A 26,813-nucleotide genomic window follows, 5' to 3' on the forward strand; every position below is an offset into this window, starting at 1 on the left:
TCCGCTCGCCAGTGGCAAGCAAGATGCTTACCCCACTAGCCGAGCTTCCGCTCGCCAGTGGCAAGCAAGATGCTTACCCCACTAGCCGGCGGCGGTTTCGGCTGGCGCTTCCAACACACCACGGCAGCGGCCCCAGACCATCAGGCCTTCGACGGCCATCCAGACCTGCAGCCCCAGAATCGAAAACCCGAATGTGGTCAGCACGACGTTGCCCGAAGGCAGCCAGTTGTAGAACAGGTCGTAGGTGATCGCCCAGGCGGGCATCAATAACATCACGAACATCGGGATCATCACCGACGCGAGCGGTTTGCTGCGTCGGGCCAGAAAGATCAGTGCGACCATCAGCGCCAGCCCGGCCAGCAGCTGATTGGTCGCCCCGAACAACGGCCACAACACCAAGCCTCCCTTGCCAGGGCTGTCGCCGGCAAACACGGCGATGGCCAATCCGACCCCGACGGCGATCCCGGTGGCCACGTACTTGTTGGCCAGTGGTTTGACGCCCGCCGAGAGCGCCAGTTCGCTGATCACGTAGCGTTGCAGACGGGTGGCGGTGTCCAGGGTGGTGGCGGCGAAACAGGCGACCAAAACCGCCATGATCGCGATCGCCATGCGGAGCGGCAGCCCGAGTGCGGACAAGAAATTTGCGCCGCCGTCGACGAAGGCCCGCAGTTTCTTGGCAAGGTTCTGCTTTTTCCAACCCGCGTCCGGCTCTCCATCAGCGCCGGTTCGATAATATTCTCGCCACGCCTGATTCCCCGAGACGTCGGCGCGCTCGATCGCGACGACCGACCGAGCCGCAGCCCCTTCGCCCACCGTGGTCACGCTGCGCGTCAGCGGGCCCATCCCCACGCCGGCCGAACAGGCCAAGATCACTAGGACGGCCAGCATGCCTTCGAGCAACATGCTGCCGTAGCCGACCGCTTGCGCGTCGCTTGCTTTTTCGAGTTGCTTGCTGGTCGTTCCGCTGCTGACCAGGCAATGAAACCCGCTGCAGGCGCCGCAGGCGATCGTGATGAACAGGAACGGAAACATGCTCGGCGCATCGGCCGGGACTTCGCTGGCGATCATCGGCGCCGAATCGGTCAATTGGGCTTGGCCGGTCATCGACGCGATGCCCAATCCGGCCAACAACAGCGCCAGTGCGACGAACAACTGCAAGCTGTTGATGTAGTCCCGCGGCTGTAGCAGCAACCAAACGGGAAGCACCGAGGCGATGAACGCGTAAATCAGCAGCGCGATGGTCCAGACGACCGTCGGGGTCCACAGCAGACTGTCGGTGGGCAGGTAGGGCGTTAAATCGACGGGCAGGTGGTAGGCGCCCAAGTAAACTGCGACATACAGCGCGGCCAAACCGATCAGGCTGGGAATCACCAACCCGCCTCCGCTGCGATACCGCAGCCCGATCACGACGGCGATCGGCATCGCAATCCAAACGCTCAGCACCGATTCGGGGTAGATCGCAAAGATACTGGCGATGACCAATCCGAACACGGCCAGGACGATCGAAAGCGCCAGCGCCAGGACAATCAAAAACAGCACCTTCGCGCGCGGTGAAATCAATCGGCCGGCCGCTTGTCCGATCGTTTGCCCCTTGTTGCGGATCGAGATCACCAGGGCGGCCAGATCATGCACACCGCCGATCAAAATGGCCCCGAACACCACCCACAGCAGCGCCGGCAGCCAGCCCCAGAACACGGCCAGGGCCGGACCCACGATCGGTCCCGTCCCGGCGATACTGGTGAAATGGTGGCCGAACACGATCGATTTGCGAGTCGGGACGAAATCGACATCGTCGCGGCATTCCTCGCTCGGCATCCTGGCATCGTCGGTCAGCCCGAACAGACGCTTGGCCAGCCAACGGCCATACGTGTTGTAGGCGACGACAAATCCGACCATCGACAAGGCGGCGACGAGGAGAGTGCTCATGGGGGATACGGCCAGCGGCCCAAAATGGCGGGAATTCGATTCGGAAGGCAATGAGAAGAATCGAGGAGTTTAACCGATCGGCGGCGGTTTGTCGTTTCCACGTCGGACCGAATGCACCACGCGGGTTAACGCGGTGAAGCATTTTCCCCCTGTGTTTCTTGAGGTTTTAGCGGCAGGGCGCGAGCCCTTCGGTCTTTCATCTTTGCCAAAACACCGGAGAGGATCGCGGGCTGTCGATTTAGTCGGGATCTGCTGAGTCATTGGTGAGCCGTCGGCCGTAAGGCCTCGGGCGGGCGTCGCAGTGCCAGGCCGCTTACGCGTCACGGCTCACAAAACCGACAACCCGCTCGCGCCCTACCACTAAAAAATGCTTCACAACGTTGCCCGCGGGTGTCCACGCCTGCCCTGCCATGGAACAGCCGGTGACGCGGTCCTATAATCCCCACAAAACAGCCCCGAACATTTGCCAGAACCATCACTGAAGGAGTTCTCACACGGTGAGCAACGAGATCGAAAAAACCATCATCATCGGCAGCGGCCCTGCCGGCTGGTCCGCCGCCATCTACGCCGCCCGAGCCAATCTGAACCCCGTCGTCTACGAGGGGACCGTCAAGCCGGAGATGATTCCGCTGGGGCAATTGGCGTTTACGACCGAAGTGGAAAATTATGCGGGTTTTCCGGCCGGCAACATCCGCGAGTTTGTCGAATCGGCCGTCGACAAGGACCGCCACTGGAACTTGCCGCCGGCCCCCCAAGGCCACGAACGCGACGGCAAGCCGCATTATGCGGTTCAAGGCGTCGAATTGATGGAATTGATGAAACAACAGGCGATCAATTTCGGGACTCGCGTGATCGGTGAAGACATCGTCGGCGTGGATTTCAGCGCGGCGGTGAAAAAACTGACCACCAGCGGCGGCGCGACCGTCGAGGCCCACACCGTGATCATCGCCACCGGCGCCCGCGCCAACTACCTGGGACTGCCCAGCGAAGAGGAATACAAGAACAAGGGCGTCAGCGCCTGTGCGGTCTGCGACGGCGCCCTGCCGATCTATCGCAGCAAACCGCTGGCCGTCGTCGGCGGCGGCGACTCCGCGGTCGAAGAAGCGACCTATCTGGCGAACCTGAAAGGCGCCGACACGATCTACTTGCTGGTGCGACGCGATGAAATGCGGGCCAGCAAAGTGATGCAAGACCGCGCGCTCAATCATCCCAACATCGACATCCAATGGAACACGGTGGTGGAGGAAGTCCAGGGCGACGGAAACTTGGTCAACAACCTACGCGTCAAGAGCACCGTCGACGATTCGGTTCGCGATCTGAAAGTCGGCGGCATGTTTGTCGCCATCGGCCACACCCCCAACACGTCCTTCCTGGAGGGCGCCGTCGAAATGAACGAAGCCGGCTACATCCAGTGGGCCAAGGCGTTTCGAACCAATACCTCCGTCGCAGGCGTGTTTGCCGCCGGTGACGTCGCCGACGACTACTACCGCCAAGCGATCACCTCGGCCGGGACCGGTTGCATGGCCGCACTCGACGCCGAACGCTATTTGGTCGAATTGGAGTGAGGCACTCCGTCCCTCGTGACCGGGCTCCGCCTGGGCACGCACGTCTCGGAGGCTCCCGCCTCGCGAGCCCGCCGGCGGAGCCGGCGAGGATGGCAAGCAAGATGCTTACCCCACTTTGCGCCCCCTCGTGACGCACGTCTCGGAGGCTCCCGCCTCGCGAGCCGGCCGGCGGAGCCGGCGAGGATGGCAAGCAAGATGCTTACCCCACTTTGCGCCCCCTCGTAACGCACGTCTCGCGGGCTCCCGCCTCGCGAGCCGGCCGGCGGAGCCGGCGAGGATGGCAAGCAGGATGCTTACCCCACTTTGCGCCCCCTCGTGACGCACGTCTCGGAGGCTCCCGCCTCGCGAGCCCGCCGGCGGAGCCGGCGAGGATGGCAAGCAAGATGCTTACCCCACTTTGCGCCCCCTCGTGACGCACGTCTCGCAGGCTCCCGCCTCGCGAGCCGGCGAGGATGGCAAGCAGAATGCTTACCCCACGTTGCGCCCCCGCACCACACGCAGGGCATCTTCGGCTATATTTCGCGACTGGATCCCCCGCTCCCCCCCTCCTTCTCTTTTGTCGCGTATTCGATGACCGATCAACCTACCTCCGATTCTGGCGCCTCGTCCGCGTCTGCTCCCCAAGTCAGCGAAAAAGTGCTCGCCGACCGCAAGCTGTTGCTCGACGCCCAGGCCAGCGGGAAGACGCTGTCGACGTACGTGCGATTGTCAGGGCCGGGTTGGTTGCAAGCCGCGATCACCCTGGGCGGCGGTTCCTTGGCCGGAGCGTTGTTCCTGGGCGTGTTGGGCGGAACCAGCATGCTGTGGTTGCAGCTACTGGCGATCACGATGGGTGTGATCATGCTGTCGGCGATCAGCTATGTGACGTTGTCGACCGGGCGGCGTCCGTTTGAAGCGATCAACAGTGAAATCAATCCGGCATTGGGTTGGGGATGGATCATCGCGACGGCGATGGCAAACATCATCTGGTGCATGCCACAATTCAGCCTCTGTTATGACGCGATCGACAAGAACCTCGCCAACCTGGCCGGCAGTGACGGACTCGGTGATGCCACGAGCACCAAGATCATCGTCACGGCCGTGCTGTTTTTCGCCGCCGGATTTGTGGTGCTGCTGAACACCAAACAGGGCCGTGCGGCCAAGCTGTTTGACATCGTGCTCAAATCCTTGGTCGGCATGGTCGTGATCTGTTTCTTCGGCGTCGTGGTGCTGTTGGCCATCAACGGCGAACTCGAATTCGGAGGAATCTTGGCCGGATTCATTCCCGACCTGTCGCAGTGGAACAATCCGGCCGGCGACATGACGGCCGTCGTGGCATCCCTGGGACAATCCGAGCAATCGTATTGGACGAGCCAACTGGTCAGCACGCAACGTTCGGTGATGATCGCCGCGGCCGCCACCGCGGTCGGGATCAACATGACATTCCTCTTGCCCTATTCGATGCTCGCCCGCGGCTGGGACAAACCGTTCCGCGGGCTGGCACGGTTCGACCTGTCGACCGGTATGGCGATTCCCTACGTGCTGGTGACCAGTTGCGTCGTGATCGCAGCGGCGTTTTCGCTGCACAACAAGATCGACGATTCGCTGGCCAGCAACGATTTGACGACGATGCAGCAGAGCCCCTACTACAACGGCGTCGAGCCGATACTGTTGGGACGGATCGACCACGAACTCGGCGCCGAAGCGGCCGCGTCGATGCCGAGCGAAGAGAAACTGCAGCGAATCGCCGCGCTCAGCGTCGAAGAGAAACGAGTCGCCTTGTCCTTGGTCAAACGCAATGCGTTTCAATTGTCCGGCACACTCGAACCCCTGCTCGGTCAATCGCTTTCCAACCTCGTCTTCGGGCTCGGCGTCTTCGGGATGGGATTCTCGACGATCGTGATCCTGATGCTGATCAACGGTTATGCGTTTCGCGAAATGGCCGGGCGGCCTGACGGAGCGGCCCCCTTTGTCGTCGGCTGCTTGGTCGCAGGTCTGAGCGGTGCGACGTGGTGGTATTTGTGGGACGGTGAAGCCAAGTTCTGGCTGGCCATTTTTGCCAGCACGTTTGGGATGATGCTGCTGCCGATCGCCTACGTGACCTTTTTTCTGATGATGAACAACAAGCGGATTCTGGGTGCCGAAAAGCCGACCGGCGCGCGGATGATGGTTTGGAACGTGTTGATGTTGTTTGCCGTCATCGGGGCGATCGTGGCCGCCGTCTCGGCGATCAGCGAAAAGGCCAACGATCCAAAATCTTTCCCGGTGATCATCGGTTTGATCGTCGTCTACGGCATCGCGGTCATCGTCGGTTTCGTCAAAAAACGCGGCGGAGCGATCGCGGGCTAGCGGCCTGTCGATTGTTGGCTTGCCCCAGAACGGGAGGCGATAGGCTTCGATGACGTGTTTCTCGGAGGTGTCGCTGCGATTTCCTCCGGCTATTCGCTGACATCCCTCGGGACGTTGATTTCATTACTGCGGACATCGATTAAATACACTGGCTCCCCTCTCCCCAAAAAACGCCAAAGACGCGAAGCGTCGAGCGTTTTTTGGGGAGAGGGGCCGGGGGTGAGGGGCAGCACGTTAGGCCAGCGACGGCGTCAAGGGTAACCGCCCATCCGTCTTCTCCACGACTAGTGAGATGGCTGCAACATCGATCACCGGCCCCCTCCGCCCCAGCCCTTCTCCCCCACAAATCGACAAGCAAGCTTGTTAACGATTTGTGGGGGAGAAGGGTGCCATATCCGTCAGAAATTGAATTGTCTTCCCTTTGGGAGACTTCGTTTGCTCCCGCCAACCCGCGATCTTCGGAGGGATTCCCAACGACGACTCCCGGCTTTCGCTTCCTTTCAGAAACAGATTCGATCGATTATTCTGGACGGCTCGAAATCCCGCCTGTTTGATCCCACCTGCAGATCCAAAATGAAAATGAAAAACGTCGTCCTTCTTGCGGCCGCCTGCTTCAGCGTTATTTCTTCCATCGGTTTTGCCGAAGATTGGCCTCAGTACCGTGGCATTGCCGCCGATGGAAAGTCGGCCGAGTCGATCGGCAGGGCGGATTGGAACAACGGTGCGAACGTGATCTGGAAATCCGAGACTCCGCTGGGGTTTAGCTCCTTTGCCGTCGCCGACGGGCGTTTGTTCACCGTGATCGCAACCGACCAAAACGAAGTGCTGCTAACGCTCGACGCGACATCCGGTGACGAGCTGTGGCGGAAGCCGATGGGCAGCAGCCAATACGAACAGGGCGGAGGCGACGCCGGGGCGGCGGGGAACAAAGGCGGTGATGGACCACGCTCGACGCCCTCGGTCTCCGACGGCAACGTCTATGTCTACGATTCCTACATGGTGTTGCAATGCTACGATGCCAAAACCGGAACCCCGATTTGGAAACAAGACATCATCAAGGATTTTGCCGGCCGCAACATCAAGTGGCTCAATGCCACCAGCCCCATCGTGGACGGAGACGTGGTGTATGTTAGCGGCGGCGGAGCGGGACAAAGTTTCCTCGCATTCAACAAAAACGATGGCCGGCTGATCTGGAAAAGCGGTGACGAAACCATCACCCACGCGACACCCTCGTTGTCGACGATCTCGGGCGAGAAACAATTGGTCTTCTTCGTCCAGTCCGGGTTGGTCGGAGTCGATGCGGCCACGGGAACGGAGCGTTGGCGAGCCAAGTTTCCGTTCAGTGTCTCTACCGCCGCGTCACCGGTTGTCGATGGCAATCTGGTCTATTGCTCGGCCGGTTACGGCGTCGGCGCCGGACTGTTCAACGTCCAAGGTAACGGCAAAGTCGATGAAGTCTGGTTCAAGGCCAACGAGTTGATGAATCATTGGAGCACCCCGATCGTCCACAACGGACACCTGTATGGGATCTTCGAGTTCAAAAAGTACGGTCGTGCTCCGCTTCAATGTGTCGAGCTGGCGACGGGCGAAATCAAATGGAAGGAATACGGTTTCGGCCCGGGCAATTGCATCCTGGTCGGCGAAAAACTGGTCGTGTTGTCGGATGCCGGTGAAGTCGTCATCGCAGCGGCGACGCCGGACGCGTACCAGGAACTGGCTCGTGCCGACGTGCTCAGCGGCAAGTGCTGGTCCACACCGGCCTACAGCGACGGACGTATCTACGTCCGCAGCACCGAAGAAGCCGCCTGCATCGCGATCGGAAACTAATCGCCCGGCGTTGTCTGAGTGCCGCCTGCGCACCGCGTTCGCATCGAGCGGACGCTGCCTGTCTTGTGTCGCGTCGCGGCCGGCGTCAGCATTGGCGAGATGGGGATGGCAGAATGATGGAGTGGCAGAATGATTCTGGCTCCGCGATCTCAGCGGTCAGAACATTATTCTGCCCCGAATCATTCTGCCACTTCACGACGAGGCGGGGCCTGTCGACGGGCATCCGCTTGCTACTCGCCCTGTTTGCTTGCCGCCTCTTGGGCCTTCATCTCTTTCAGCTCGGCTTTCAGCTTTTCCGTTTCCTGTTTCAGTTCGGTCATCGTCTTGCGAAGCTCGACGATCTCGGTCGGGACCAGCGGTCGAGACGCGTTGAGTTCTGCCAGAGCGCGTTTCGCGGCGTCGGCGATCCGGCTGTCTCCCGCATCGGTGTACGATTCGATCACCGCGACGGCGCGCAGGTCACCCAGTTGGCCGAGGGCGCTGAGCGCAGAGGTCTGGACGGTGGACTTGGGATGCTCAACGTGCGAGCAGAGGAATTCGAAGACTGAATCCTTGTTTTCAAGTGATCGGGCGGTCTTGGCCAATGCCGTCAGCCCACGCCCGAAATCGCGTGCGTCGAATTCGCCGTGACGTTTCTCAAGGGCGGACAGCAACACCGGGGCAAAGGCGGGTTCATTCATTTTTCCGATCGCCGAGATCGCGGCATCAGCCAACTCATTGCCGAACGATTCGGACTCCAGCAGTTCCGTCAATTTCTGTTTCGACGTATCCCCATGGAATCGCCCCAACACTGCAATTGCGGCGACCTGGATCGCGGGATTGGCTTCCTTTTCCAACACGTCCAACGCCAGTTCCAGCGTCTCCGGGGTGAAGCGTCCGAATAATCGTTGCACGACGGCTTGCCGCACACGTGCGTCCGATTGACCCTGCCAACTCGATTTCAATGCCTCGAGCGCTTTGTCGGAACCGTGTTTGCCGAGCGCCTTGGCCGCCTCGATCCGCACACCGAAAAATGGATCGGTGTTCAACCGCTCGGCCAGCAATTTGACCGACGCATCGGTTTTGCGATCGGCCAGCGCCACACAGGCGAGCAATCGCCCCATCATGTCGTCGGTGTTTTTGATTTGCGATTCCAGCAGATCGTTGGCCTTGTCGAACGAGACGGTTGCCAAGACGGTGTAGTCGGGATCAAAGCGGACGATTGTAGGTTTCGCGGCCAGGGGAACGTAAAAATCTTCCTCAACCTGACTGACCATGATTTCGCGGTCGACGGTTTCGTCCGCGACGATGAAACGCAGCTTCGTCGGGAAGTGATACAACAGGACATCGTCGCTCAGCTTTTGCGTTTGCTTGATCGTGACTTTGGCCAGTTTCTCTTTGGGCATCCATTTGTAGCTGATCTTCAGATCGGGATGCCGCGGATGGTAAAGCCATTGATCAAAAAACCGGTCCATCGGTCGCCCGCTCCGTTCTTCGATCACCTGTCGCAAGTCATCCGACACGACACTGGTCAACGCGTGGCGTTGCAGGTATTCCTTGATGCACTTGCGATACAGATCGGCTCCCAGTTGGCTTCGCAACATGTGCAGCACCCAGCTGCCTTTGGGGTACGAGCGGTAATCAAACTGCTGCATCGGGTTGCGGTAGCCGTTGTACACGATCGGCTTGGTGTCTTTGTCTTGGGGCAGCACCCGACCGGTCGCATCGTTGTAGAGTCCGTACAGCATTGCATCGCGTCCGAATTTGTGGCCTTCGAACAGATGGGTGTAATAGGTCGCAAAGCCTTCGTTGAGCCACAGGTGACTCCAGTCTTTGCAGGTCACGTAGTCACCGAACCACTGGTGTGCCATCTCGTGGGCATCCAACCGGCGGGTCGTGCGAATGTTCTCGGTCGCCTCGGAAAAAATCGTCGTGTGCGTCAGCGTGGTCAGCGACGTGTTCTCCATGCCGCCGGCGGTGAAGTCGCGAATCGTGACCTGATCGTACTTATGCCACGGAAACGGTACACCGATTTCCTGTTCAAAGAACGCCATGATTTCGGGCGTGTCACGAAACGAGTTGGCGGCGTGTTCGGCCAGCGTCGGCTGCGTGTAGAAACCGAGTGCGATGTCACGATGACGTTTCTCGAGTTTCTCCAGGTTCCCGGCGACCAGGCAGATCAGGTAGTTGGCGTGCGGTTTCTCTTGCAACCAACGGACGGCTTTCAGGCCCGCGGCATCAATGGTGTCTCCCATCCGTTTTCCATTGCTCAACACACGCATGGTCTTCGGGACGTGGCAGATCACTTCGGTCGAGGACCGTTCGTTGGGATAGTCGAAACACGGGAACCAGTGCCGCGCCTCGTGAGTTTCCCCCTGGGTCCAGATATGGGTGTCTTGCTCGGGGTACCCCATTTCGGCGGTGCGGAAATACAGCCCCGCGTTGGGCTGGGCGGAATAGTCGATTTCGACGGTGAATTCAGTCCCGACCGGAATCGGTTCGTTGAACGCGATCTGCAGCCCGTCGCGGGCAGAAATAAAATCCTCGACCGTCGCTTCCTGGCAACGCACCTGTTGGACGCGGATGTCGATCGCATCCAACCGCAAGATTTCGACGGGTTCGGCGATCGGTTGAGCGGTGATGGAGACCGTGCCGGCGACCGTTCTCGCGTCGAAGTCAGGTGTCACGTCCAGCTTCAAGTGCAGCACATCGACTTGACGATCAGGTGCGTACTGGTAGCGACCGTCAAGCTCCAGCCCCAGCGGCATTGCATGGGAGCGGCCATCGGCACAGTAGCGGCAGATGAACTCTGCGCTGAACGATGGTCCAACCAGACAAAACAACAGCGCAGCGGTCACGGACCAACGGACAATACAAATCATGGCTCAAGATGGTTGGGGGGATAAAGCGTGGCGTAAGCTTCCAGCTTGCGAGCAACGTAAGCTTCCAGCTTAGCGGTGGCATCAGCATCCAGCTTGCGACGGCACGAAACGGCAACCAGGATGCTCACCCTAATTCCCAAACAGTGTACTGCGTCGCAACTAATTTGCGAGCGACGCGGGTCGCGCAGCTCGATCCGAGGTGGATCCTTCTTGGCTCCGGCCTCCCCCCTTTTCGGAGGTCGTGCGGCTTTCGGTGACACTCTCCCAGGGGCATTGGTGGCTACACATCGTCAACCACCTTGTCATGGGACGTACAAGTATTGCTGATGCTCTTTCATCGACTGCGTCGTGGCATCGCGCGGCGTAACGAGTGGGAAAAGCTCCCAGCCTGTCGAGTTGTTCATTTATCCCTCGCCTTCCGTTTGCCTCTCTACGATTTCGTCATCCTTTGCGGTAGAGCTGTTCCAGGTATGCGTCAACGTTCATGGTTCAAGCCGAGGGCTGATTGGCGGTGGCGGCATGGCGATTCGTTCTGCGAAACGCGGAGATCATCAGCCACGCCGCGGGAAGAGAGATCATGCCGGCCACGTAGCCGAGTTTTGAACAAAACATCATTTCGGCGGCGATCTCCGCAGGCTTGCGTGGTGCCGCTGGTGCCGACAGTTCAACCAGGCCGGCGCGCATCCCATGGATCGCGAAGGCCATTGTTGCGACCGGTAGCCCTCAGCAGGACGTGCTTTCAGCATATACGTCCTGCCGCAAACCATAACAATTCGTTTGGTGCCAAAGGGACGCGTCCGTGAACCGAATATCCCGAAGGGATTTCAGCGAGTAGCCGGAGGTCAGCGCAGCGCCACCTCCGGGAAGGCCGGCGCGGAATTCCCCTCGACCCCGGCGGGGTCGCAGCGAAACAATCCTGCGCCGGCGGTGCAGTTCGCCTTGCCGAACGAGTTGATCGGGATGCGGGTTCAATGCGGGGCATCAGGCCTGGTCCAAGGGTTCTGGCGTGATTTGCTTCGACACCCTTCGGGGTCGCGGCGCGTGGGTGGCGGGATATCCGGAGGTGTCGCTGCGCTCACCTCCGGCTACTGGCTTTGACCCCGCTGGGGTCATCCCGGCGACCCAGCAGCGCCCGTTGGCTCGCGCCAAACGGCTGATGGCGCTCGAGTGATCAGCCGATTCGCGCCAGCGAAGATTTTATCCCGAAGGGACTCAGCGAGTAGCCGGAGGTCAGCGCAGCGCCACCTCCGGGGCGCCGACCGCCGGATTCCCACCGACCCCGGCGGGCCTGTTGGCTCGCGGCAACGGAGGTGCGTATGGGCTGACCCAACCGCCAAGCACGATGACAGCCACTCCAGGGTTCCGACAAGGCGTCCGTCGAATCCGTTAGAGACCACAGATTTCAGAATCTGTTCCGCAATGTCTCGGGGGATGCGTTCCGCGAGGTTGGTGTTCTAGTATCCTGTAGGCCTGATGGGGCTGTGGCGGTGCGGTTGACGGACAGGTTCGAGGAAACGTGATGAAGTATTTGGTTTTGTTGATGATGGTTTTGGCGGGCGCTGACGCGACGGCGGCGGATGTGATCGAGTTCGCCGACGGCGCTAAATTGGTCGGCACAATCACCTCCATCCGGAAAGCGGAAAAGGAATTCGATTTTGAACCCCGCGACGACTCGACGTCTTCCAAGCCCGTGTATCGATTTGACGAGGTCTTTCGCGTTTCCTACCAGGGCAAATGGTTCGTTTTGACGCCCAAATCGAAACCGACGTCGTCGGACAGCGATGCCGGGGGCGATTCCGGGACGGTGACGCGCTCCAAGGCAGAGGTCTTGGCGCTGATCGAGGCTGCCGGAAAATCGCCGCCCGATTGGTTCGAATCCACACCGCTCGACTATCCCAAGACGCTCGACCTGTCGTGGCCGATCCAGCCGCCCAAAGGACCCTGGCAAAGTCACAAGAACATGGGACAGTACATCTGGTCCGTCGTCAACGAAAACCCCGGCCGCTGGCATTCGGGTATCAAGCTGCTGCACCACTGCGTGTCGTTGCACAAAGACGACCGGGTCTTGCTGCAGCGTGACATGAACGCGCTCGGAGACGCCTACTTCCGATTGTTGCAGGACTATCCGCGTGCCGCATTTTGGTTCCAGCAAGGCAAGGCGACCGTCGACAAGGTGCATGGCATTCGACTGGCCGAGTGCTATTGGCGTCTGGGAAACCGCGACATGGCTTTGCAGATGCTACGCGGACGGCGTCTCAACCTCGGCGCGATCAAACTCTACGGCGACATGGGCGAGATCGACCGGGCGCTCAGTTTGACAGCCGCCTTTGTGAAATCGGGGAACGATTACCAGGCCAATATCCTGGCCGCCGACGCGCTGCGGCTGGCCGGACGACCCGACGAGGCGATCGATTATTACCAACGTGTCATCGCGTCCAAGCGGTTTCGAAACGACGAATACGAAAAACGGTTCAAAGCTCGTGCCCAGGAAAGTATCGACACGATTCGCTTGTACGACCAGGCGGACGTCAGTCGCGTCGCCGACGGAACCTACCGCGACAGCAGCACGGGTTACAACGGTAAACTTTCCGTCGCAGTCACGGTATCGGGCGGCAGACTTGAAGCGGTCAAAATCACCGACCACAAAGAAAAACAATTCTACTCCTCGCTGACCGACACGCCGGAGCAATTGATCGCCCGTCAAAGTGTGCAAGGCATTGATGGAACCAGCAGTGCGACGATCACGTCGCAAGCCATCGTCAACGCGACCGCCAAGGCGCTGGCCCAGGGAACCCGATGAAACGACGCGGTTTGGCGCTAGCGGTCGCCTTGATGGCCGCCGCAATCTTGGTGGCCGTCGCTGAAAACCACTGGATTGCGAATCGGTTGGGCGTGCCGTCTGCACTGGCGATCACGGTCGCGGGCGTGGTGCTGGCCGCGGCCGTCCTGACGCTGCTGACCAGTTTTGATCTCGGTAGCCGTGCGGTGCTGCGACTGGACTGGTTTTCACCGGCCCTTCGTCGACTTAAACCCCATCAATACGCTTCCCATTCCTTGACCGGTCGGTTACTGCGTTGGCTGGTGCCTGTGGGGCTGCAATCGGACAGGATGTCGAAACAGCGAGGGGTCTTGCGCAAGACGTTGCGGCGTTTCGGATTGTCGTGGCTGGCGTCTCCGGTCCGACGGATCGTGCAAACGATCTGCTTGGTCACGTTCGCCGTTCTCTTCTTCTACGTCTGCTGGCCTTACGATGCACGGCCGGCGGAGAGTCGCAACGCCGAAATCGCCGGCGGTGAGCAATGGCCGTCGCACTACAGCGACAACCTGGCGGCGAAGGAGATCATCCCGGCCGAGACGTTTTTGATGATCGACCCGTTGGTCAGTTTGTCGACGGCGGTCGCGTCGCGAAGCTGGGTCTGGTCGCTGGCGTCGGCGGCCGCGATCTTGATCGTTTGCGTACTAATTCCACGCGGCTTTTGTGGCTACCTGTGTCCCTTGGGCACGACGATTGACCTGTTTGATTGGGCGATCGGAAAACGGGTCACGCGGTTTCGTGTTCCCGATGACGGTTGGTGGGTTCACATCAAATACTACTTGCTGGCCGGGACGCTGCTGTGCGCGGTGTTCGGCGTGCTGGTCTCAGGTTTCTTCGCGGCGATTCCGGTGATCACGCGAGGGATGCTGTTTCTGTTTGATCCGATCCAAACCGGAACGCTGCGGGGTTGGCATTTGGTGCCCGCGATGAACGCCGGTCACGTGATTTCGATCGCGATGTTTTTGGGCGTGCTGAGTTTAGGGTTCTTGCGGCCGCGGTTTTGGTGCAAGTACGTCTGTCCGAGTGGAGCCGTGTTTTCCCTAGGAAATCTGTTTCGAATCACCGAACGGAAGGTCGAATCGTCCTGCATCAACTGCAACAAGTGCGTCGAAATCTGCCCGTTCGACGCCATCAAACCCGACTTCACCACCCGCACGACCGATTGCACGCTGTGTCAGTCTTGTGGCGGAGTGTGTCCGACGCATGCGATCAAATTTGTCGAGCGTTGGAACGTGGTCGAATTGAAGATCGAGAACGATCCGCCGACGCATGAGACGACATTGGGGCGACGCGGGTTCTTGTCACTCGCCGGAGGCACGGCGGCGGCGGTGGCGGGCAGCGCAGGAGTTTCGCTGGCGACAAAAGCCTTCGGTGCACGCCTGGACGATCCGAATGCGTTCTTGCCCGTTCGCCCGCCGGGCAGTGTTCCCGAGCAAGAGTTTCTGGAGATGTGCATTCGCTGTGGCGAGTGTTTCAAGGCCTGTCCCAACGATGTGCTTCAACCGGAGGGATTTCAACAAGGACTCGAAGGATTGTGGTCGCCGCTGGTCAACGCCGATTGGGCGGGGTGTGAATCAAGTTGCAACGCGTGCGGGCAAGTCTGTCCGACCGGTGCGATTCGCGCGTTGCCGTTGGCGGAAAAGAAAGTCGCTCGCATGGGCCTGGCCATCGTCAACGAGACGACCTGCCTACCGTTTGCCGGTCAAGAAGAATGCGATCTCTGTGTCCAAGAGTGCAACGCGGCGGGATACCACGCGATCGAATTCAAACGGGTCGGAACGGAAGTAGACAACAATGGGGTGCCGATCGAAGGCACGGGCTATTCGGCGCCGGTCGTGTTGGCCGATCAATGCGTGGGTTGTGGACTGTGCCAGACACGTTGCCATGCCATCAATGTCAAGGAACGAGGTTTGTTAAGCGAGTCCGCGATCATCATCGAGGCGGGTGAAGGCAAAGAAGATCGTATGATGTCGGGGTCTTACATCGCGTTGCGGCAACGCGAGGCCCGCGACCGCGCCAGTGCGTCGCCCGGCGTGGAGTACTTTGTTCCGGAAACGGACGAGCCGGAGTCACCGTTTGGCGTGCCGGAGTCACCGTTCGGCGTGCCGGGTACGCCGGCGATGGAGCCGACGGAGGACATGTCGGATGACGACCCCTTTGGGACGTTGGGATTGGAGTGATGGTTCGAGACGCCTTGCCGCGATCGCGTTTCGCTACAATGCGGAACCAGTCGCCTTGTGCGTCTTGTTCCACCGATTCCCCCAACGATCCTCTCGCAGATGAATCCGATCACCGTCGCTGCCGTTCAGTTCAACCATCGTCCGGGTGACAAAACGTTTAACCTGGGTCGCGTCGAGTCGCTGACAGCCGAAGCCAAGGCGAAGGGAGTCGATCTGATCGCGTTCCCCGAAATGTGTTTGACCGGCTATTGGCACGTAAGAAACCTGTCGGCCGAGCAGTGCAGGGAACTCGCCGAACCGATCCGTGGCGGTCGATCCACCGACGCGTTGTTGGAACTTGCCGCTCGACAGGACATGACCATCGGCGCAGGACTGATTGAACTCGCCGAGGATGGACGACTGTTCAACAGCTACGTCGTCGCCATGCCTGACGGCCAAGTCGCCGTGCATCGAAAACTGCATTGTTTTATCAGCGAACACCTTGATTCTGGCGACGATTACACGGTGTTCGAGATTCCCCAGGGGGCCACGGTGGGCGTGCTGATCTGCTACGACAACAACATCGGCGAAAACGTTCGGATGAATGCGTTGCTGGGGGCGGACATCCTGCTCGCCCCTCACCAAACCGGCGGCTGCAATTCACCCAGCCCCCATTGCATGGGCGTGATTGATCCGAAACTTTGGGAGCAGCGAGAGACGAACCCCGAAGCGATCGAAGCCGAGTTTCGCGGGCCCAAGGGACGTGAGTGGATACGACGTTGGTTGCCCGCGCGGGCGCACGACAATGGTTTGTTCGTGATCTTCAGCAACGGAGTCGGTGTGGACGACGATGAAGTGCGAACCGGCAATTCCATGATCTTGGGTCCCTACGGTGAGACGTTGGCGGAAACGTGGAAGGCCGAGGACGCCATCGTGATTGCTCAGCTTGATCCATCGATCCAAGCCACCAGCACGGGGCGTCGCTGGCTCAAGTCCCGCCGCCCCGAACTCTACGGCCCACTCGCCGAGCGGACCGGAATTGAACAGGACACGCGGGTGGTTCGTTTTGCAAAAGTGGAGGGCGCCCACTCTGGCACGTGAACGCTTGTCCCGTGTGTCACGTCGGTGTGGGACGTGAAGCAAGTGGTCGCAATCTCCGGCGTGCGTTGATTGCCGCTGTTGCAACCATTGCCCCCGGCAGGCACATCGGCGGTGCAACCATTTTCCATGACCGATCCTGAGGACGACATCGACCCGCGTGAAGACGCTCGCCAAACGCGAACGCGTCTGACCGACGGTGATTCTGGATTTTCTCGCCGCAGCGGTGGCGATCCGATCGGCGAAACGATCGATAGTGCATCCGTCACCAATCTGAGCAATCGGCCGGAGGAAGACGACGACGAACTGCGACGCCACGTCACCATCAAGGTGCCGCACACTCATCGCATCAAGACCTCCAAAGACGTCAGTGCGTTTCTGAGCGAGGCACAGACGCTTGGCAAGCTGGAGCACTAAAGCGAGGACGTCGCGGGACCGAGACGGATCTCGCTGGCGGTTCGGTACATCAGGTTGTTGGCGAACGCTTCGCCGACGAAGGCCGCGACTGAAATGAATTGTCCCGACAGGTTCTCGGGGATGGTGAAGCTCACTTCCAGCTTTCCGTCGCCGGAAGCGGACTGAATGATTCGCTCGATCCGCTTCCCGCCCGAATCCTTGATCGTGACGTGAAATTTCTGCTCGCCCAACGGTTTGGGAATGCGGTGGGTGATGGCGACGGTGAACGGGGCACCGGGTGTGGCCCGATCGGGAACTTGCATTTGAAACAGCTTGGGATTCGGCTTTGGTCTTGCATTCGCCTTCGTGTTTCCGCCCCGCCTGTTGGCTCGACGGGCGTCCGCTTCGGCTTGCACCTTGTCGACGTACGCGCTGACCCGTTGTTTGTCATCACGATGGTCGAAGGCCGGAAGGATGTGGTCATTGGAATCGACCATGAATTTGCGCATCGCGGCGCGGTGCTTGGCGAGTTCGTCGGCGTACTCGGGGTTGTCGATCAGATTGACAAGTGCATCGGGATCGTTTTCATAGTCATAAAACTCTTCGAGAACGCCGTGCTGAAATAGCTCCAAGCGGGCGGCGATCTGCGGGTCGGTCGGGGCAAGTTTGACCATCGCGCGATAGGACATGGTTCCCGTCGTCGCGGTTCGGAAGACGCGTTTGCCGTCCGACCAGGGGTTGAACAGGTAACCGAAACGCTTGGATTGGACGCTCCGCATCGGGCTGCGATTACCGCCCGAGTTTTCGTTGTAAACCTTGTAGACCAGGTTGCGGCCGGGCTGCTGCTGGCCGCGCAACGTGGGCAGAAACGATCGGCCGTCAAAACCAGCGGGATGACTGATCCCGGCGATATCCAACAGAGTCGGCAGCAGATCGACGGCGGAGATCATGTGGGTCCTGTCGATGGTTCCCGGTTTTGTCACCCCCGGCCAACGCACGATCCATGGAGTCCGTGTGCTGTGGTTCCACAACGCAGTTTTGGCGAACGGCAAGGGCATGCCGTGATCGGAGAGGAAAACCACCACGGTGTCTTCGTCTTGCCCCGACTCGCGGAGCGCTTTCATGACGGCGGCGAAACAGTCGTCGGCGCGACGCACCGAAGAATAGTAGTGTGCCAGTTCCAGTCGAACGTCCGGATGATCGAACAGGAAACCCGGGATCGGAACCTCTGCAGGTGTAAACACGCGGGTGGGCACATTGTTGTCGTCGACGACCGCTCCATTTTTGCCCATCGCATAGAACGGTTTGTGGGGATCGGAGATGTTGATGTTCAGGCAAAAGGGTTTCCCGGCGTCCTTTGCCATCTCGATGCCTCGTCGAGTCGACTGGTAGTACGACTCGGCGTTTTTCATGTCCTGCTTTTCACCGTCCAAGGTCGTCAGATCGGCGTCCCACGCGTACGGCTGATAGGGTGTCGAATGAGATACTTTGCCGCGAATGCCGACGAAGTAGCCGGCCTGTTTCATCAGATCGACCATGTGCGGGTAGTCGGGATCTTTGACCTGGTAAAACCCTTCCACGCCCGTGTTGTGCGGGTAGCGGCCCGAGAACATGACGTTGCGCGAAGGGTAACAGTTACCGACCTGCACGTGCGCGTGATGGTATCGCAGTCCCTCGGCGGCCAACGCGTCGATGCTAGGCGTGGTGTCGGGAAGCTCGCAACCGAAGGCGCCGACCGAATCGCAACTCATGTCGTCCACGGTCACGATCAGCAGATTGGGTTTCTCGGCCAGACCGCGACTGGCCGGCAGGGAGATCACGCCGATCAGGACTGCAAAGAGGAATCGATGACGCATGTCGGAGTCAGGTTGAAGGGGGAGAGGTGGGGGAATCAGCGTCTACACATCATAAGTCACCCTCCCCGGTAGGGAGGGTGACTTAATCTCGTTCTGGGTTTTGAATGGTCTTAGCGGCAGGGCGCGAGCCCTCCGGTCTTTAACGGTGTTTTTGAAACGCAACCGGACGGCTCGCGGGCTGTCGATTTAGTCGGGATCTGCTGAGTCAATGGTGAGCCGCTGGCCGTAAGGCCTCGGGCAGCGTCGGAATGCCCGGCCGCTTACGCGTCGCGGCTCACAAAAACGACAGCCCGCTCGCGCCGTTCCGCTAACACATCCGATTGGTAGCGGCAGGGCGCGAGCCCTCCGGTTCCGCATCTTTGCCAACACACCGGAGGGCTCGCGCCCTACCGCTAAAAAGTCGTTCACGGCGTAGGGCAGAGCCCGGGAACAAGTTTAACCTCTGTCGGCGATCGCCTGGGGATCCCTACTCGCTGTTTGCCGGCAGGAACGGGAACAGCTGTCGGATCTCCTCGTCGGTGGGCTGGCGTCCGTACTCGCAGATTTCGAACGCTTCGGCGTATTTTACCTGCTGGGCGTGTTCCTCGCCGTACCATTTGATCAGCCCGCCGCGAAACCGATTGGCTTCGCCGGATTGGCGGCCGACCCATTTTTCACGCAGCCACTCGCGACGAAGTTCCGGACGAGATTCCGGTGGGGCCGCCGCCATCTTGTCCGCATTGCCGAGCGCGCCGCCTTCGAAGGTTTGCGAAACAAGAGCCGTCAACGCATCGACTTTCTGTTCAAACACACTGTCGACATCCACGACGATGTCTGCTTCGAAGGGATACGGTTTTTGAAAGCGGTCACTGGAATACAGAAACACAGGATTCTTCTTCAGCGGCGGAGTCGTCGGGCAAAAGAACGGCACGGCGACCATGTAGGCGGCGTCTTGCACCAGCACGCCGGTGTAGCGGTGGTCGGGGTGGTAGTCCCAAGGTCGGTGGGCGATCACGATGTCCGCATCCCATTCACGGATCAGGATCGTGATCTTGCGTCGGTTCTCCAGTGTCGGCTCCAGTTCGCCGTCGTGGATGTCCAAGACTTCGCTGGTCACGCCCAGCCGTTCGGCGACTTTGGCCGATTCGGCGGCGCGGCGTTTGGCCAACGGGCCGCCCGCCATGCTCCAGTGACCGATGTCACCGTTGGTGACCGAAACTAATTTGACCTGGTGACCTTGCGCGGCCCACAGGGCCGCCGTCCCGCCACTCTTGTATTCCGCATCGTCGGGATGGGCGCCAAAGCAAATGATTCTGAGGGGCTCTGAGTGATCCTCGGCAAACAGTCGATCAGGGGCGGCAAAAGAAATCGCGACGACGAGCAATAGCAACCACAAACGCATGGCAGGACTCCGGCAGGAAGTTGACTTGGCATCAGGTAAGACTGACATTCACGCAGCAATCATAACTGACCGCGCGACGTCGGGTGTGACGTGCCACGCGGTGACCGATTGGAATTGCCCAGCCCGTGTCACAGAGGGCGCTTCGGGGCGTGCAGTGGTTCATTCGTGATCAAGGGAGGAGTTGGGGTGCTGTTTGGGGCGTGCCGATCAATCTTGAAACGAGCGCCGCGATCCACCGCTCGACCTCCCCCCGCTTCGCTCGACCCTCCTTCCAGGAGGGTGACTTCAAGAACTGCACAACCTGCGTCGAAGCGAGGGGCAGGGGGATGCCTGATTTGACATCGTACGTTCAACGCGTACCTTGAGAGAAACCCGTCTGCAATCGAATTGGGGGTCTCGTCGTGCTTGTGTCACCTTCTGTTGGTTCCTACGTTCTGCGATCCATTCGCCCGGCGGCTGCGCTGGTGGTGCTGTTCGGTGTTCTGACGGGCGTTGCTGCGGCGCAAGGCATCGCGACGATCCAAAACGTCTCCAGCACGCCGTTTGTCACCGGGATCACGCCCATCATCGGGTCTCGCGGGGCCGTTGGAGGTGTCGTCGTCGACGCCGATGGCGTGGTCGGTCGCGTCGAGCCGGACGAACTTGATCAGCTTCGCGATCGCTGGATTCAGTTATCCGATACCATCGAGGGGGCCACGAATGTCGAGACTGAATTCCGTGTGATTTCGTTGGCCGGGCTGGATCGTGCGCTGTCGGAGCGACTGGAAAACGGAAAACCGATCACGCCCTCGATGGCCTTTTTGGCGGGGCTGCGTCGCATCGAGTATGTCTTTGCCGTCCCCCCAGACGGCGCGACACCACACGGCGATGTGTTCATTGCCGGTCCCGGCGGGCCGTGGAAGGCGAACGAAGCCGGCGAAGTCGTCGGGGTTGCCGACGGCCGCGCCGTGCTCCGGCTCGATGACTTGATGGACGCACTGCGTCGAGGCCCACTGCGAAAAGACGCCGATGTCAACGATCGACAGATCAGTTGCTCCATCGAACCGACCGCCGCGGGGCTCCGCCAATTCGCTCGTGTTCAAGCCCGGTTGCGCAGCTTCAACCGCCAGGCCGTCCGCGCGATGGAATCCGCGATCGGGCCGCAGCAAGTGCTGATCCGCGGGATCGACCCCGATAGCCATTTCGCCCAAGTCCTGCTCTCCGCCGACTACGGTATGAAGCGTCTTGCGATGGGCTTCGAAGCGGCACCGATTGATTCCCTGCCCAGCTACATGCAGTTGTTGCAACGACACAACGATCGAAACCAACTTTCGTCGCCGCGGTGGTGGATGGCGTCCGACTACGAACCGCTGCGTTGCACCACCGATCGACTCGGATGGCAAATTCGCGGACGACGGATCCGGACGCTGACCCAAGACAGTTTGTTGACCGCCGAGGGGACGCGACAAACGTTGGACCAGGAAAATCAGTTGGCACAACAGTGGGCCGACGCGATGACCCAACACTTCGACGACCTCTCCATCGCACTGCCGATCTTCGCAGAGTTGAGCAACTGCTTCGACCTTGCTGTCTTCGGGGCGTTGATGGCGCGTGAAGGGTTGGCCGTGCGTGCCGATTGTCAATTCAACGTGCTCGGCGACGCCGGCCGGTTACAGGGGCCTCGCTATCGAGTGCCAACATCGATCCCGTCGGTGGCGTCGACGATGCGGGGCCGGCAAGGCTGGATCGTCAGCGTCTCGGGCGGCGTTTCGATCGACGCCTGGGCGGTCGCCGGTCAAACGGAGACCGACGACGGGATCGCAACCAGGCGCGCTGAAGCGATGCAGGGGGTGGGGCAGCGCTGGTGGTGGTAGCGGGCGCGACGGCTCTGTGGCTACAGTTCTTTCACTTTGATGTTTTTGAACTGAATCTTCATCTGGTGACCGCCGTGCAGTTGCAAGCCGATCGGACCTTCGTCATTGATCGCAATGCCGGTGTAATCGACGCAGGGCTCGCCGTTGTGAAAGGTTTGGATTTGTTTGCCGGTCAAGATCACTCGCAAGTGATTCCACTGCCCCAGTTTTAATACCTCCGTCCCCTTTTCCGAGACTCCGGGGTAGCTGCCCCGTTTGTCTTTCGGTGCGTAGACGCAGGCTGACATGTCTTTTTTCAAGCTACCGGAGATGCCGAGTTGGACTTGGTGCCCGTCACCCCGCAGCATCACTCCCGTGTCGTAGTACTCCGATGACGTTTGGTAATCCAGTTCGATCTCGTAGTCTTTGTAGTTTTTGGTCGTCCACAAGACGGACCCTTTTTGGTTGACGTTTTCACAGACAATTTTTCCGTCTTGAACCGACCAATGGGCCTCGGTGTCTTTTTCAGGGCGGACTTCCCAGCCGTCGAGCGACTTTCCGTCGAAGATCTCGTGCATGCCCTCATGGGCAAGTGCGAGTGGTCCCAAGCAAACGGAGACGGCGAAGAGCAACGTGGCAAGGCGACTGAAAGATCGGTGTGGCATCGAGAATTGACTCGTCGGTTGGAGGGAAATCGTCAATGGAAGGCAAGCCGGACATCAGCACGCGGCGTCAGCGGGCTGTCATCACGGCATTAATTTCGGAACATCGACTAAATCGACAGCCCGTCAGCCAGTGGCACGTGATGATAGTCGATCTTGCACCGTGCCGCTCGCTGACGCTTCCCGCTGACGTGCACATTCCAGCGCGTGGCGTCAGCCAGTGGCGCGTGATCGCGATCAACCATCCGATGCACCGCTCGCTGATGTGGGTTTGGGTTTGGTCATGACCGCGAACGCCGCGATGATCCCTGCCGCAACGACGATCGAGATCAGGTTCTTGGCGAGCGGCGACAGTCCCAGATCCAACGCCGTGATACCCAATGCCGCCAACCCCGCCAAGCCGACGGCCGTCAACGCTTCGCCGGCGATCACGCCGGAGGAAAACAGGATCCCGCGGTGCAGCACGCGGTCATGCTCTTCACGTCTGGTCGCCTGGGTGCAGAACCATGCGATCAATCCGCCGATCAAGATCGGTGTCGCCAATCCGAACGGCAAATACATGCCGACCGCGATCGGCATCAGGTGGGCACGATGCTTCGTATTGCGTTTGAGCAGTTCGTCGATGCCCAAAATCAGCACCCCGATGCCGGCGCCCAGCCCGATCAGGCTCCAGGGAAGCTCGCCTTCGCCCGCAAATCCTTTTGCCAAACTCGCAAACAAGCTGGCTTGGGGCGCGGACAGTTGGGCGCCTCCAATCCCGCCCGGAGTGTTGTTGTGCAGCAGCGTGAGCACCGGAGCCATGACAAAGGCGGCGACAAACACGCCGGCGATCTGCATGGTTTGTTGCCGAAACGGTGCCGCGCCGACCAATGAGCCCGTTTTCAGGTCGTTGCAGACGTCACCGCTGGTGCAGGCGACGCAACACACGATCGCGGCGATGCCCAGCGTTGCCACCATGCCTTGAGTTCCCGAATAGTTGAACAGCCACAACAGTCCGCCGGCAGCCAAAACCGCGGTGATCGTCATCCCGGACACGGGGCTGTTGGAATTGCCCACCAGACCGACGATGTAGCTGGCCACCGCGGTAAAGAAAAACCCCATCGCGAGCATCACGATGGTCGACAAGACCGAGACGCCGATGTCGTCGGTGAAACGAAAATTCACGATGCCCAGCATTGCGGTGCAACCCAAACCGAGCACCAGAATCAGTCCCGACGGAATGTCCCGCTGGCCGTGATCCTGGGTGACCCGTCGGCCACGCAGTCCGTGCCACAGCTCCGTGACCGCAGACAGCAGTCCGCGGCGCACCGCGATCAGTGATCCGATGCCACCGATGACCATCGCTCCCACACCGACGTATCGGATTTCGGTACTCCAGATGGTCCAGGCGCCGCTGATCGGATCATCATACTGGCTAGCACCTCCCATCAGCGGGATGCCGATCAACCAGCCGATCGAGCCGCCGATAAAGATCAACACCGCCACGTTCAGACGCACGATAAAACCGACGGCGACCAACATCGGAGACAGGTCACCGCCGAAATAAAAGATCCGCTCGCCGGTCGTCCTGGCAACCTGCAGCGTATCGTTGACCAATCCCATGAATCCGGCGGTGATCTTGAAGACGGCTCCCAGTGCCCCGCCGATCAACAAGCTGGTCGCGGCGTCGTGTTGATGGTCGCCTTCTTCGCCGGCTTCCAACACGGCCGCACACGCCACGCCTTCGGGGAACGGCAGATCGTCGTTGTCCGCCACGAACACGCGGCGCATCGGAATCATGAACAGAATGCCCAGCAGCCCGCCGGTCAGTGCCACCAGCGTGACGGTCCAGAAGTCGAACGATTGCCAGTGCCCGATCAAAATCATTGCCGGCATCGTGAAGATGATTCCCGCCGCCAGCGACTCGCCCGCCGAAGCGCAGGTCTGAACCTGGTTGGCTTCCAAGATGCTGGATTTCTTGAACAGCAATCGGAACAGCAGCATCGCCATCACGGCCGCGGGGATCGAGGCCGAGACGGTCATCCCGGCCTTTAGTCCGACATACACGTTTGCCGCGCCCATCACGACCGATAGGATCAGCCCCAGCACGATCACGCGGGGCGTCAGTTCGGGAAGTTGCGCTGTGGACGGTTCTGACAAATCACTCATGGAACGCTCACTCGTTGACGGTTCACGACTGTGACGTCTCGACAGGCTGGAAGCCTATCCCACATCATTTCCGCTCTTGGCTAGCCTGCCGCTTGCGGTGTTCGCAATTCGATTTGTTTTTCCTCGGGCAGCACCGACACGTCACTGTCGTCTTGATAATGTTTTCTCAAACGCTCCAATTCCAGTTTCATCTCTGAAATCTGGTCGGCGTACTCGGGGTTGTCGTATTGGTTGGTCAACTCATCGGGATCGTTCTTCAGGTCGTAAAACTCCCATTCGTCGAACTGATAAAACCGAATCAGCTTGTAGCGATGATTTCGGACGCCGTATTGCCGGGGCACCATGTGCACACTGGGGTATTCGTAATAGTGATAGTAGATGCTGCGTCGCCAATCGTCGGGACTTTCACCCTTGAGCAATGGGACCAGTGATTTGCCCTGCATGTCGTCGGGGACGTCGGCCCCGGCCATCTCGAGAAACGTTTCGGCGTAATCCAAGTTCTGGACCAGGTGCTCGTCGGTCGAACCGGGCTTCGTCACACCGGGCCACTTCACGATCAAGGGCATTTTGAGCGATTCTTCGTACATCCAGCGTTTGTCGTACCAGCCATGGTCGCCGATATAGAAACCTTGATCGGAGGAATAGATCACGACGGTGTTGTCGGAAAGCCCGAGGTCGTCGAGCGTTTCCATCAGCGTGCCGACACTTTCGTCGACTCCTTTGACGCATCGCAGGTAATTCTTGGCGTATCGTTGGTACTTCCAGCGAACCAGTCCGTCTGCCGACAAGTTGGCTTGGTGAAACGCCTTGTCGCGCGGACGGTAGGCGGCAAACCAGGTTTTCAGTTGCTCCGGAGTCATCCGTTGCATGTTGCGCCAAGCTGATTTGTCGTAACGGCCGACGACTTCGTTGCCCTTGAAATCGGGGGTCAAGTCGACGAACAGATCAAAATTGAGATGCATGTGGCGGTCGATTTCCAGCTCTTGATGTCGCGCCGGCGGCGCGTTGTCGTGCCACTTGTCGAACAGCGTGTTGGGTTCGGGCAGATCGATGTCGGCATACAGATCCAGGTGCCGGGGCGCCGGCATCCAGTTTCGGTGCGGCGCCTTGTGCTGGACCATCAACATGAACGGTTTGTCGTCGCTGCGGCCTTGCTTGAGCCACTCGACGGCCAAGTCCGTCACGACATCGGTACAATGTCCTTCGATCCGTTTGCGGCCTTCCGGTGTGATCATGTCCGGGTTGTAGTACAGTCCTTGGCCGGGCAGGACTTTCCAGTCGTCGTAGCCTTGGGGCTCGCCCTTGAGGTGCGATTTGCCGTAGATCGCCGTCGTGTAGCCTGCCTTTTGCAACAGTTTGGGGAACGTTTGCTGGTTCCAGTCGAACGAGTTCCCGTTGTTCATGAATCCGTTTTTGTGGCTGTGCTTGCCCGTCTGAATCACCGCCCGGCTGGGGCCGCAAATCGAATTGGTACAGAAACTGTTTCGAAAGACGATTCCCTGTTTGGCGAGCTGGTCGATGTTAGGCGTCGGGTCGACGCTCTTGAGCCAACCGTCATACGCACCGATCGCATGCGGCGCGTGGTCGTCGCTAAAAATAAACAAAATATTGGGTCGGTCGTCCGCCGAAACACGGGGGACATGCGACGCGATGGCGACCAGACAACTGAACAGCACGAGAACGTGCGAGAATCGAAAAGGCATGATCATGAAAAAGATGCGGGGGGAATCAATCGAGGCATTCGCCTACTATACACGCTGCCCCTGCCCTCGGGCGTCGTGTCGAGCCGGATTCAAGTGGCGTAAGCTTCCAGCTTGCGATCGCCCTGAATTCGCAAGCTGGAAGCTTACGCCACGGATCGCAAGCTGGAAGCTTACGCCACGGATCGCAAGCTGGAAGCTTACGCCACGGATCGCAAGCTGGAAGCTTACGCCACGGATCGCAAGCTGGAAGCTTACG

Annotated in this window: 16 protein-coding genes; 8 read left to right on the plus strand and 8 right to left on the minus strand. The window is 59.8% G+C overall.

Annotated elements, in window-relative coordinates; all coding sequences use genetic code 11:
* Nucleotides 1-81: 81 nt before the first annotated feature.
* The gene (locus NZK35_RS00830) at nucleotides 82-1,926 is read right to left on the minus strand and encodes a carbon starvation CstA family protein (RefSeq protein ID WP_259630702.1); all 1,845 of its coding nucleotides are present in this window, start codon (nucleotides 1,924-1,926) and stop codon (nucleotides 82-84) included.
* A gap of 497 nt (nucleotides 1,927-2,423) precedes the next feature.
* Here NZK35_RS00830 and NZK35_RS00835 point away from each other — a divergent pair, with 497 nt between their 5' ends.
* The 3 genes from NZK35_RS00835 to NZK35_RS00845 all read left to right on the plus strand — a co-directional run bounded on the left by NZK35_RS00835 (nucleotide 2,424) and on the right by NZK35_RS00845 (nucleotide 7,646).
* Entirely contained in the window at nucleotides 2,424-3,491 is a 1,068-nt protein-coding gene (locus tag NZK35_RS00835) for an FAD-dependent oxidoreductase (RefSeq protein ID WP_259630703.1), read from the plus strand.
* A 570-nt stretch (nucleotides 3,492-4,061) separates the two neighbouring features.
* The gene (locus NZK35_RS00840) at nucleotides 4,062-5,819 is read left to right on the plus strand and encodes a divalent metal cation transporter (RefSeq protein ID WP_259630704.1); all 1,758 of its coding nucleotides are present in this window, start codon (nucleotides 4,062-4,064) and stop codon (nucleotides 5,817-5,819) included.
* 579 nt (nucleotides 5,820-6,398) lie between these two features.
* Complete coding sequence (locus tag NZK35_RS00845; RefSeq protein ID WP_259630705.1) at nucleotides 6,399-7,646, plus strand: PQQ-binding-like beta-propeller repeat protein; 1,248 nt, start codon at nucleotides 6,399-6,401, stop codon at nucleotides 7,644-7,646.
* A 230-nt stretch (nucleotides 7,647-7,876) separates the two neighbouring features.
* On the opposite strand, the gene NZK35_RS00850 is transcribed toward NZK35_RS00845, so the two are convergent.
* Both NZK35_RS00850 and NZK35_RS00855 read right to left on the minus strand, forming a co-directional pair.
* On the minus strand, nucleotides 7,877-10,507 hold the full coding sequence (locus tag NZK35_RS00850; protein WP_259630706.1) for a M1 family aminopeptidase: 2,631 nt from the start codon (nucleotides 10,505-10,507) through the stop codon (nucleotides 7,877-7,879).
* A gap of 489 nt (nucleotides 10,508-10,996) precedes the next feature.
* Nucleotides 10,997-11,212, minus strand: coding sequence for a hypothetical protein (locus NZK35_RS00855; protein WP_259630707.1), 216 nt, complete (start codon nucleotides 11,210-11,212; stop codon nucleotides 10,997-10,999).
* An 814-nt stretch (nucleotides 11,213-12,026) separates the two neighbouring features.
* Between NZK35_RS00855 and NZK35_RS00860 the strand changes: the two genes are divergently transcribed.
* The 4 genes from NZK35_RS00860 (at nucleotide 12,027) to NZK35_RS00875 (ending at nucleotide 16,996) form a co-directional block, all read left to right on the plus strand.
* Nucleotides 12,027-13,307 carry an FMN-binding protein gene (locus NZK35_RS00860; protein ID WP_259630708.1) on the plus strand — a complete coding sequence of 427 codons (1,281 nt, stop codon included), beginning with the start codon at nucleotides 12,027-12,029 and terminating at the stop codon, nucleotides 13,305-13,307.
* Nucleotides 13,304-15,502 carry a 4Fe-4S binding protein gene (locus NZK35_RS00865; RefSeq protein ID WP_259630709.1) on the plus strand — a complete coding sequence of 733 codons (2,199 nt, stop codon included), beginning with the start codon at nucleotides 13,304-13,306 and terminating at the stop codon, nucleotides 15,500-15,502. Before NZK35_RS00860 ends, NZK35_RS00865 begins: the two co-directional genes overlap by 4 nt.
* Before the next feature lie 99 nt (nucleotides 15,503-15,601).
* Complete coding sequence (locus NZK35_RS00870) at nucleotides 15,602-16,582, plus strand: nitrilase family protein (RefSeq protein ID WP_259630710.1); 981 nt, start codon at nucleotides 15,602-15,604, stop codon at nucleotides 16,580-16,582.
* Between the two features lie 126 nt (nucleotides 16,583-16,708).
* Nucleotides 16,709-16,996, plus strand: a complete 288-nt coding sequence (locus NZK35_RS00875) for a hypothetical protein (protein WP_259630711.1) — start codon at nucleotides 16,709-16,711, stop codon at nucleotides 16,994-16,996.
* On the opposite strand, the gene NZK35_RS00880 is transcribed toward NZK35_RS00875, so the two are convergent.
* A complete protein-coding gene (locus tag NZK35_RS00880; protein ID WP_259630712.1) occupies nucleotides 16,993-18,831 on the minus strand; it encodes a sulfatase family protein in 1,839 nt (612 codons plus the stop codon). The genes NZK35_RS00875 and NZK35_RS00880 overlap by 4 nt on opposite strands.
* A 466-nt stretch (nucleotides 18,832-19,297) precedes the next feature.
* On the minus strand, nucleotides 19,298-20,212 hold the full coding sequence (locus NZK35_RS00885; RefSeq protein WP_259630713.1) for a PIG-L deacetylase family protein: 915 nt from the start codon (nucleotides 20,210-20,212) through the stop codon (nucleotides 19,298-19,300).
* Nucleotides 20,213-20,619: 407 nt separating this feature from the next.
* Here NZK35_RS00885 and NZK35_RS34525 point away from each other — a divergent pair, with 407 nt between their 5' ends.
* A complete protein-coding gene (locus NZK35_RS34525) occupies nucleotides 20,620-22,065 on the plus strand; it encodes a DUF1598 domain-containing protein (RefSeq protein WP_259630714.1) in 1,446 nt (481 codons plus the stop codon).
* A 20-nt stretch (nucleotides 22,066-22,085) separates the two neighbouring features.
* Here NZK35_RS34525 and NZK35_RS00895 read toward each other — a convergent pair whose 3' ends face one another.
* The 3 genes from NZK35_RS00895 to NZK35_RS00905 all read right to left on the minus strand — a co-directional run bounded on the left by NZK35_RS00895 (nucleotide 22,086) and on the right by NZK35_RS00905 (nucleotide 26,557).
* On the minus strand, nucleotides 22,086-22,709 hold the full coding sequence (locus NZK35_RS00895) for a 3-keto-disaccharide hydrolase (RefSeq protein ID WP_259630715.1): 624 nt from the start codon (nucleotides 22,707-22,709) through the stop codon (nucleotides 22,086-22,088).
* A gap of 234 nt (nucleotides 22,710-22,943) precedes the next feature.
* Nucleotides 22,944-24,854 (minus strand): OPT family oligopeptide transporter, encoded by a 1,911-nt coding sequence (locus NZK35_RS00900; RefSeq protein ID WP_259630716.1) that lies wholly within the window; start codon nucleotides 24,852-24,854, stop codon nucleotides 22,944-22,946.
* Nucleotides 24,855-24,934: 80 nt separating this feature from the next.
* A complete protein-coding gene (locus NZK35_RS00905; protein ID WP_259630717.1) occupies nucleotides 24,935-26,557 on the minus strand; it encodes a sulfatase family protein in 1,623 nt (540 codons plus the stop codon).
* Between the last annotated feature and the right edge of the window lie 256 nt (nucleotides 26,558-26,813).

This window comes from Stieleria sedimenti, assembly GCF_025060895.1.
In the GTDB taxonomy this organism is placed as follows: Bacteria; Planctomycetota; Planctomycetia; order Pirellulales; family Pirellulaceae; genus Stieleria; species Stieleria sedimenti.

What these genes read in the sequence shown, in the direction of transcription:
- NZK35_RS00830 (WP_259630702.1), bottom strand. Translation starts at nt 1,926, where the DNA reads ATGAGCACTCTCCTCGTCGCCGCCTTGTCGATGGTCGGATTTGTCGTC.
- NZK35_RS00840 (WP_259630704.1), top strand. Translation starts at nt 4,062, where the DNA reads ATGACCGATCAACCTACCTCCGATTCTGGCGCCTCGTCCGCGTCTGCT.
- NZK35_RS00845 (WP_259630705.1), top strand. Translation starts at nt 6,399, where the DNA reads ATGAAAAACGTCGTCCTTCTTGCGGCCGCCTGCTTCAGCGTTATTTCT.
- NZK35_RS00850 (WP_259630706.1), bottom strand. Translation starts at nt 10,507, where the DNA reads ATGATTTGTATTGTCCGTTGGTCCGTGACCGCTGCGCTGTTGTTTTGT.
- NZK35_RS00855 (WP_259630707.1), bottom strand. Translation starts at nt 11,212, where the DNA reads ATGGCCTTCGCGATCCATGGGATGCGCGCCGGCCTGGTTGAACTGTCG.
- NZK35_RS00860 (WP_259630708.1), top strand. Translation starts at nt 12,027, where the DNA reads ATGAAGTATTTGGTTTTGTTGATGATGGTTTTGGCGGGCGCTGACGCG.
- NZK35_RS00865 (WP_259630709.1), top strand. Translation starts at nt 13,304, where the DNA reads ATGAAACGACGCGGTTTGGCGCTAGCGGTCGCCTTGATGGCCGCCGCA.
- NZK35_RS00870 (WP_259630710.1), top strand. Translation starts at nt 15,602, where the DNA reads ATGAATCCGATCACCGTCGCTGCCGTTCAGTTCAACCATCGTCCGGGT.
- NZK35_RS00875 (WP_259630711.1), top strand. Translation starts at nt 16,709, where the DNA reads ATGACCGATCCTGAGGACGACATCGACCCGCGTGAAGACGCTCGCCAA.
- NZK35_RS00880 (WP_259630712.1), bottom strand. Translation starts at nt 18,831, where the DNA reads ATGCGTCATCGATTCCTCTTTGCAGTCCTGATCGGCGTGATCTCCCTG.
- NZK35_RS00885 (WP_259630713.1), bottom strand. Translation starts at nt 20,212, where the DNA reads ATGCGTTTGTGGTTGCTATTGCTCGTCGTCGCGATTTCTTTTGCCGCC.
- NZK35_RS00895 (WP_259630715.1), bottom strand. Translation starts at nt 22,709, where the DNA reads ATGCCACACCGATCTTTCAGTCGCCTTGCCACGTTGCTCTTCGCCGTC.
- NZK35_RS00900 (WP_259630716.1), bottom strand. Translation starts at nt 24,854, where the DNA reads ATGAGTGATTTGTCAGAACCGTCCACAGCGCAACTTCCCGAACTGACG.
- NZK35_RS00905 (WP_259630717.1), bottom strand. Translation starts at nt 26,557, where the DNA reads ATGCCTTTTCGATTCTCGCACGTTCTCGTGCTGTTCAGTTGTCTGGTC.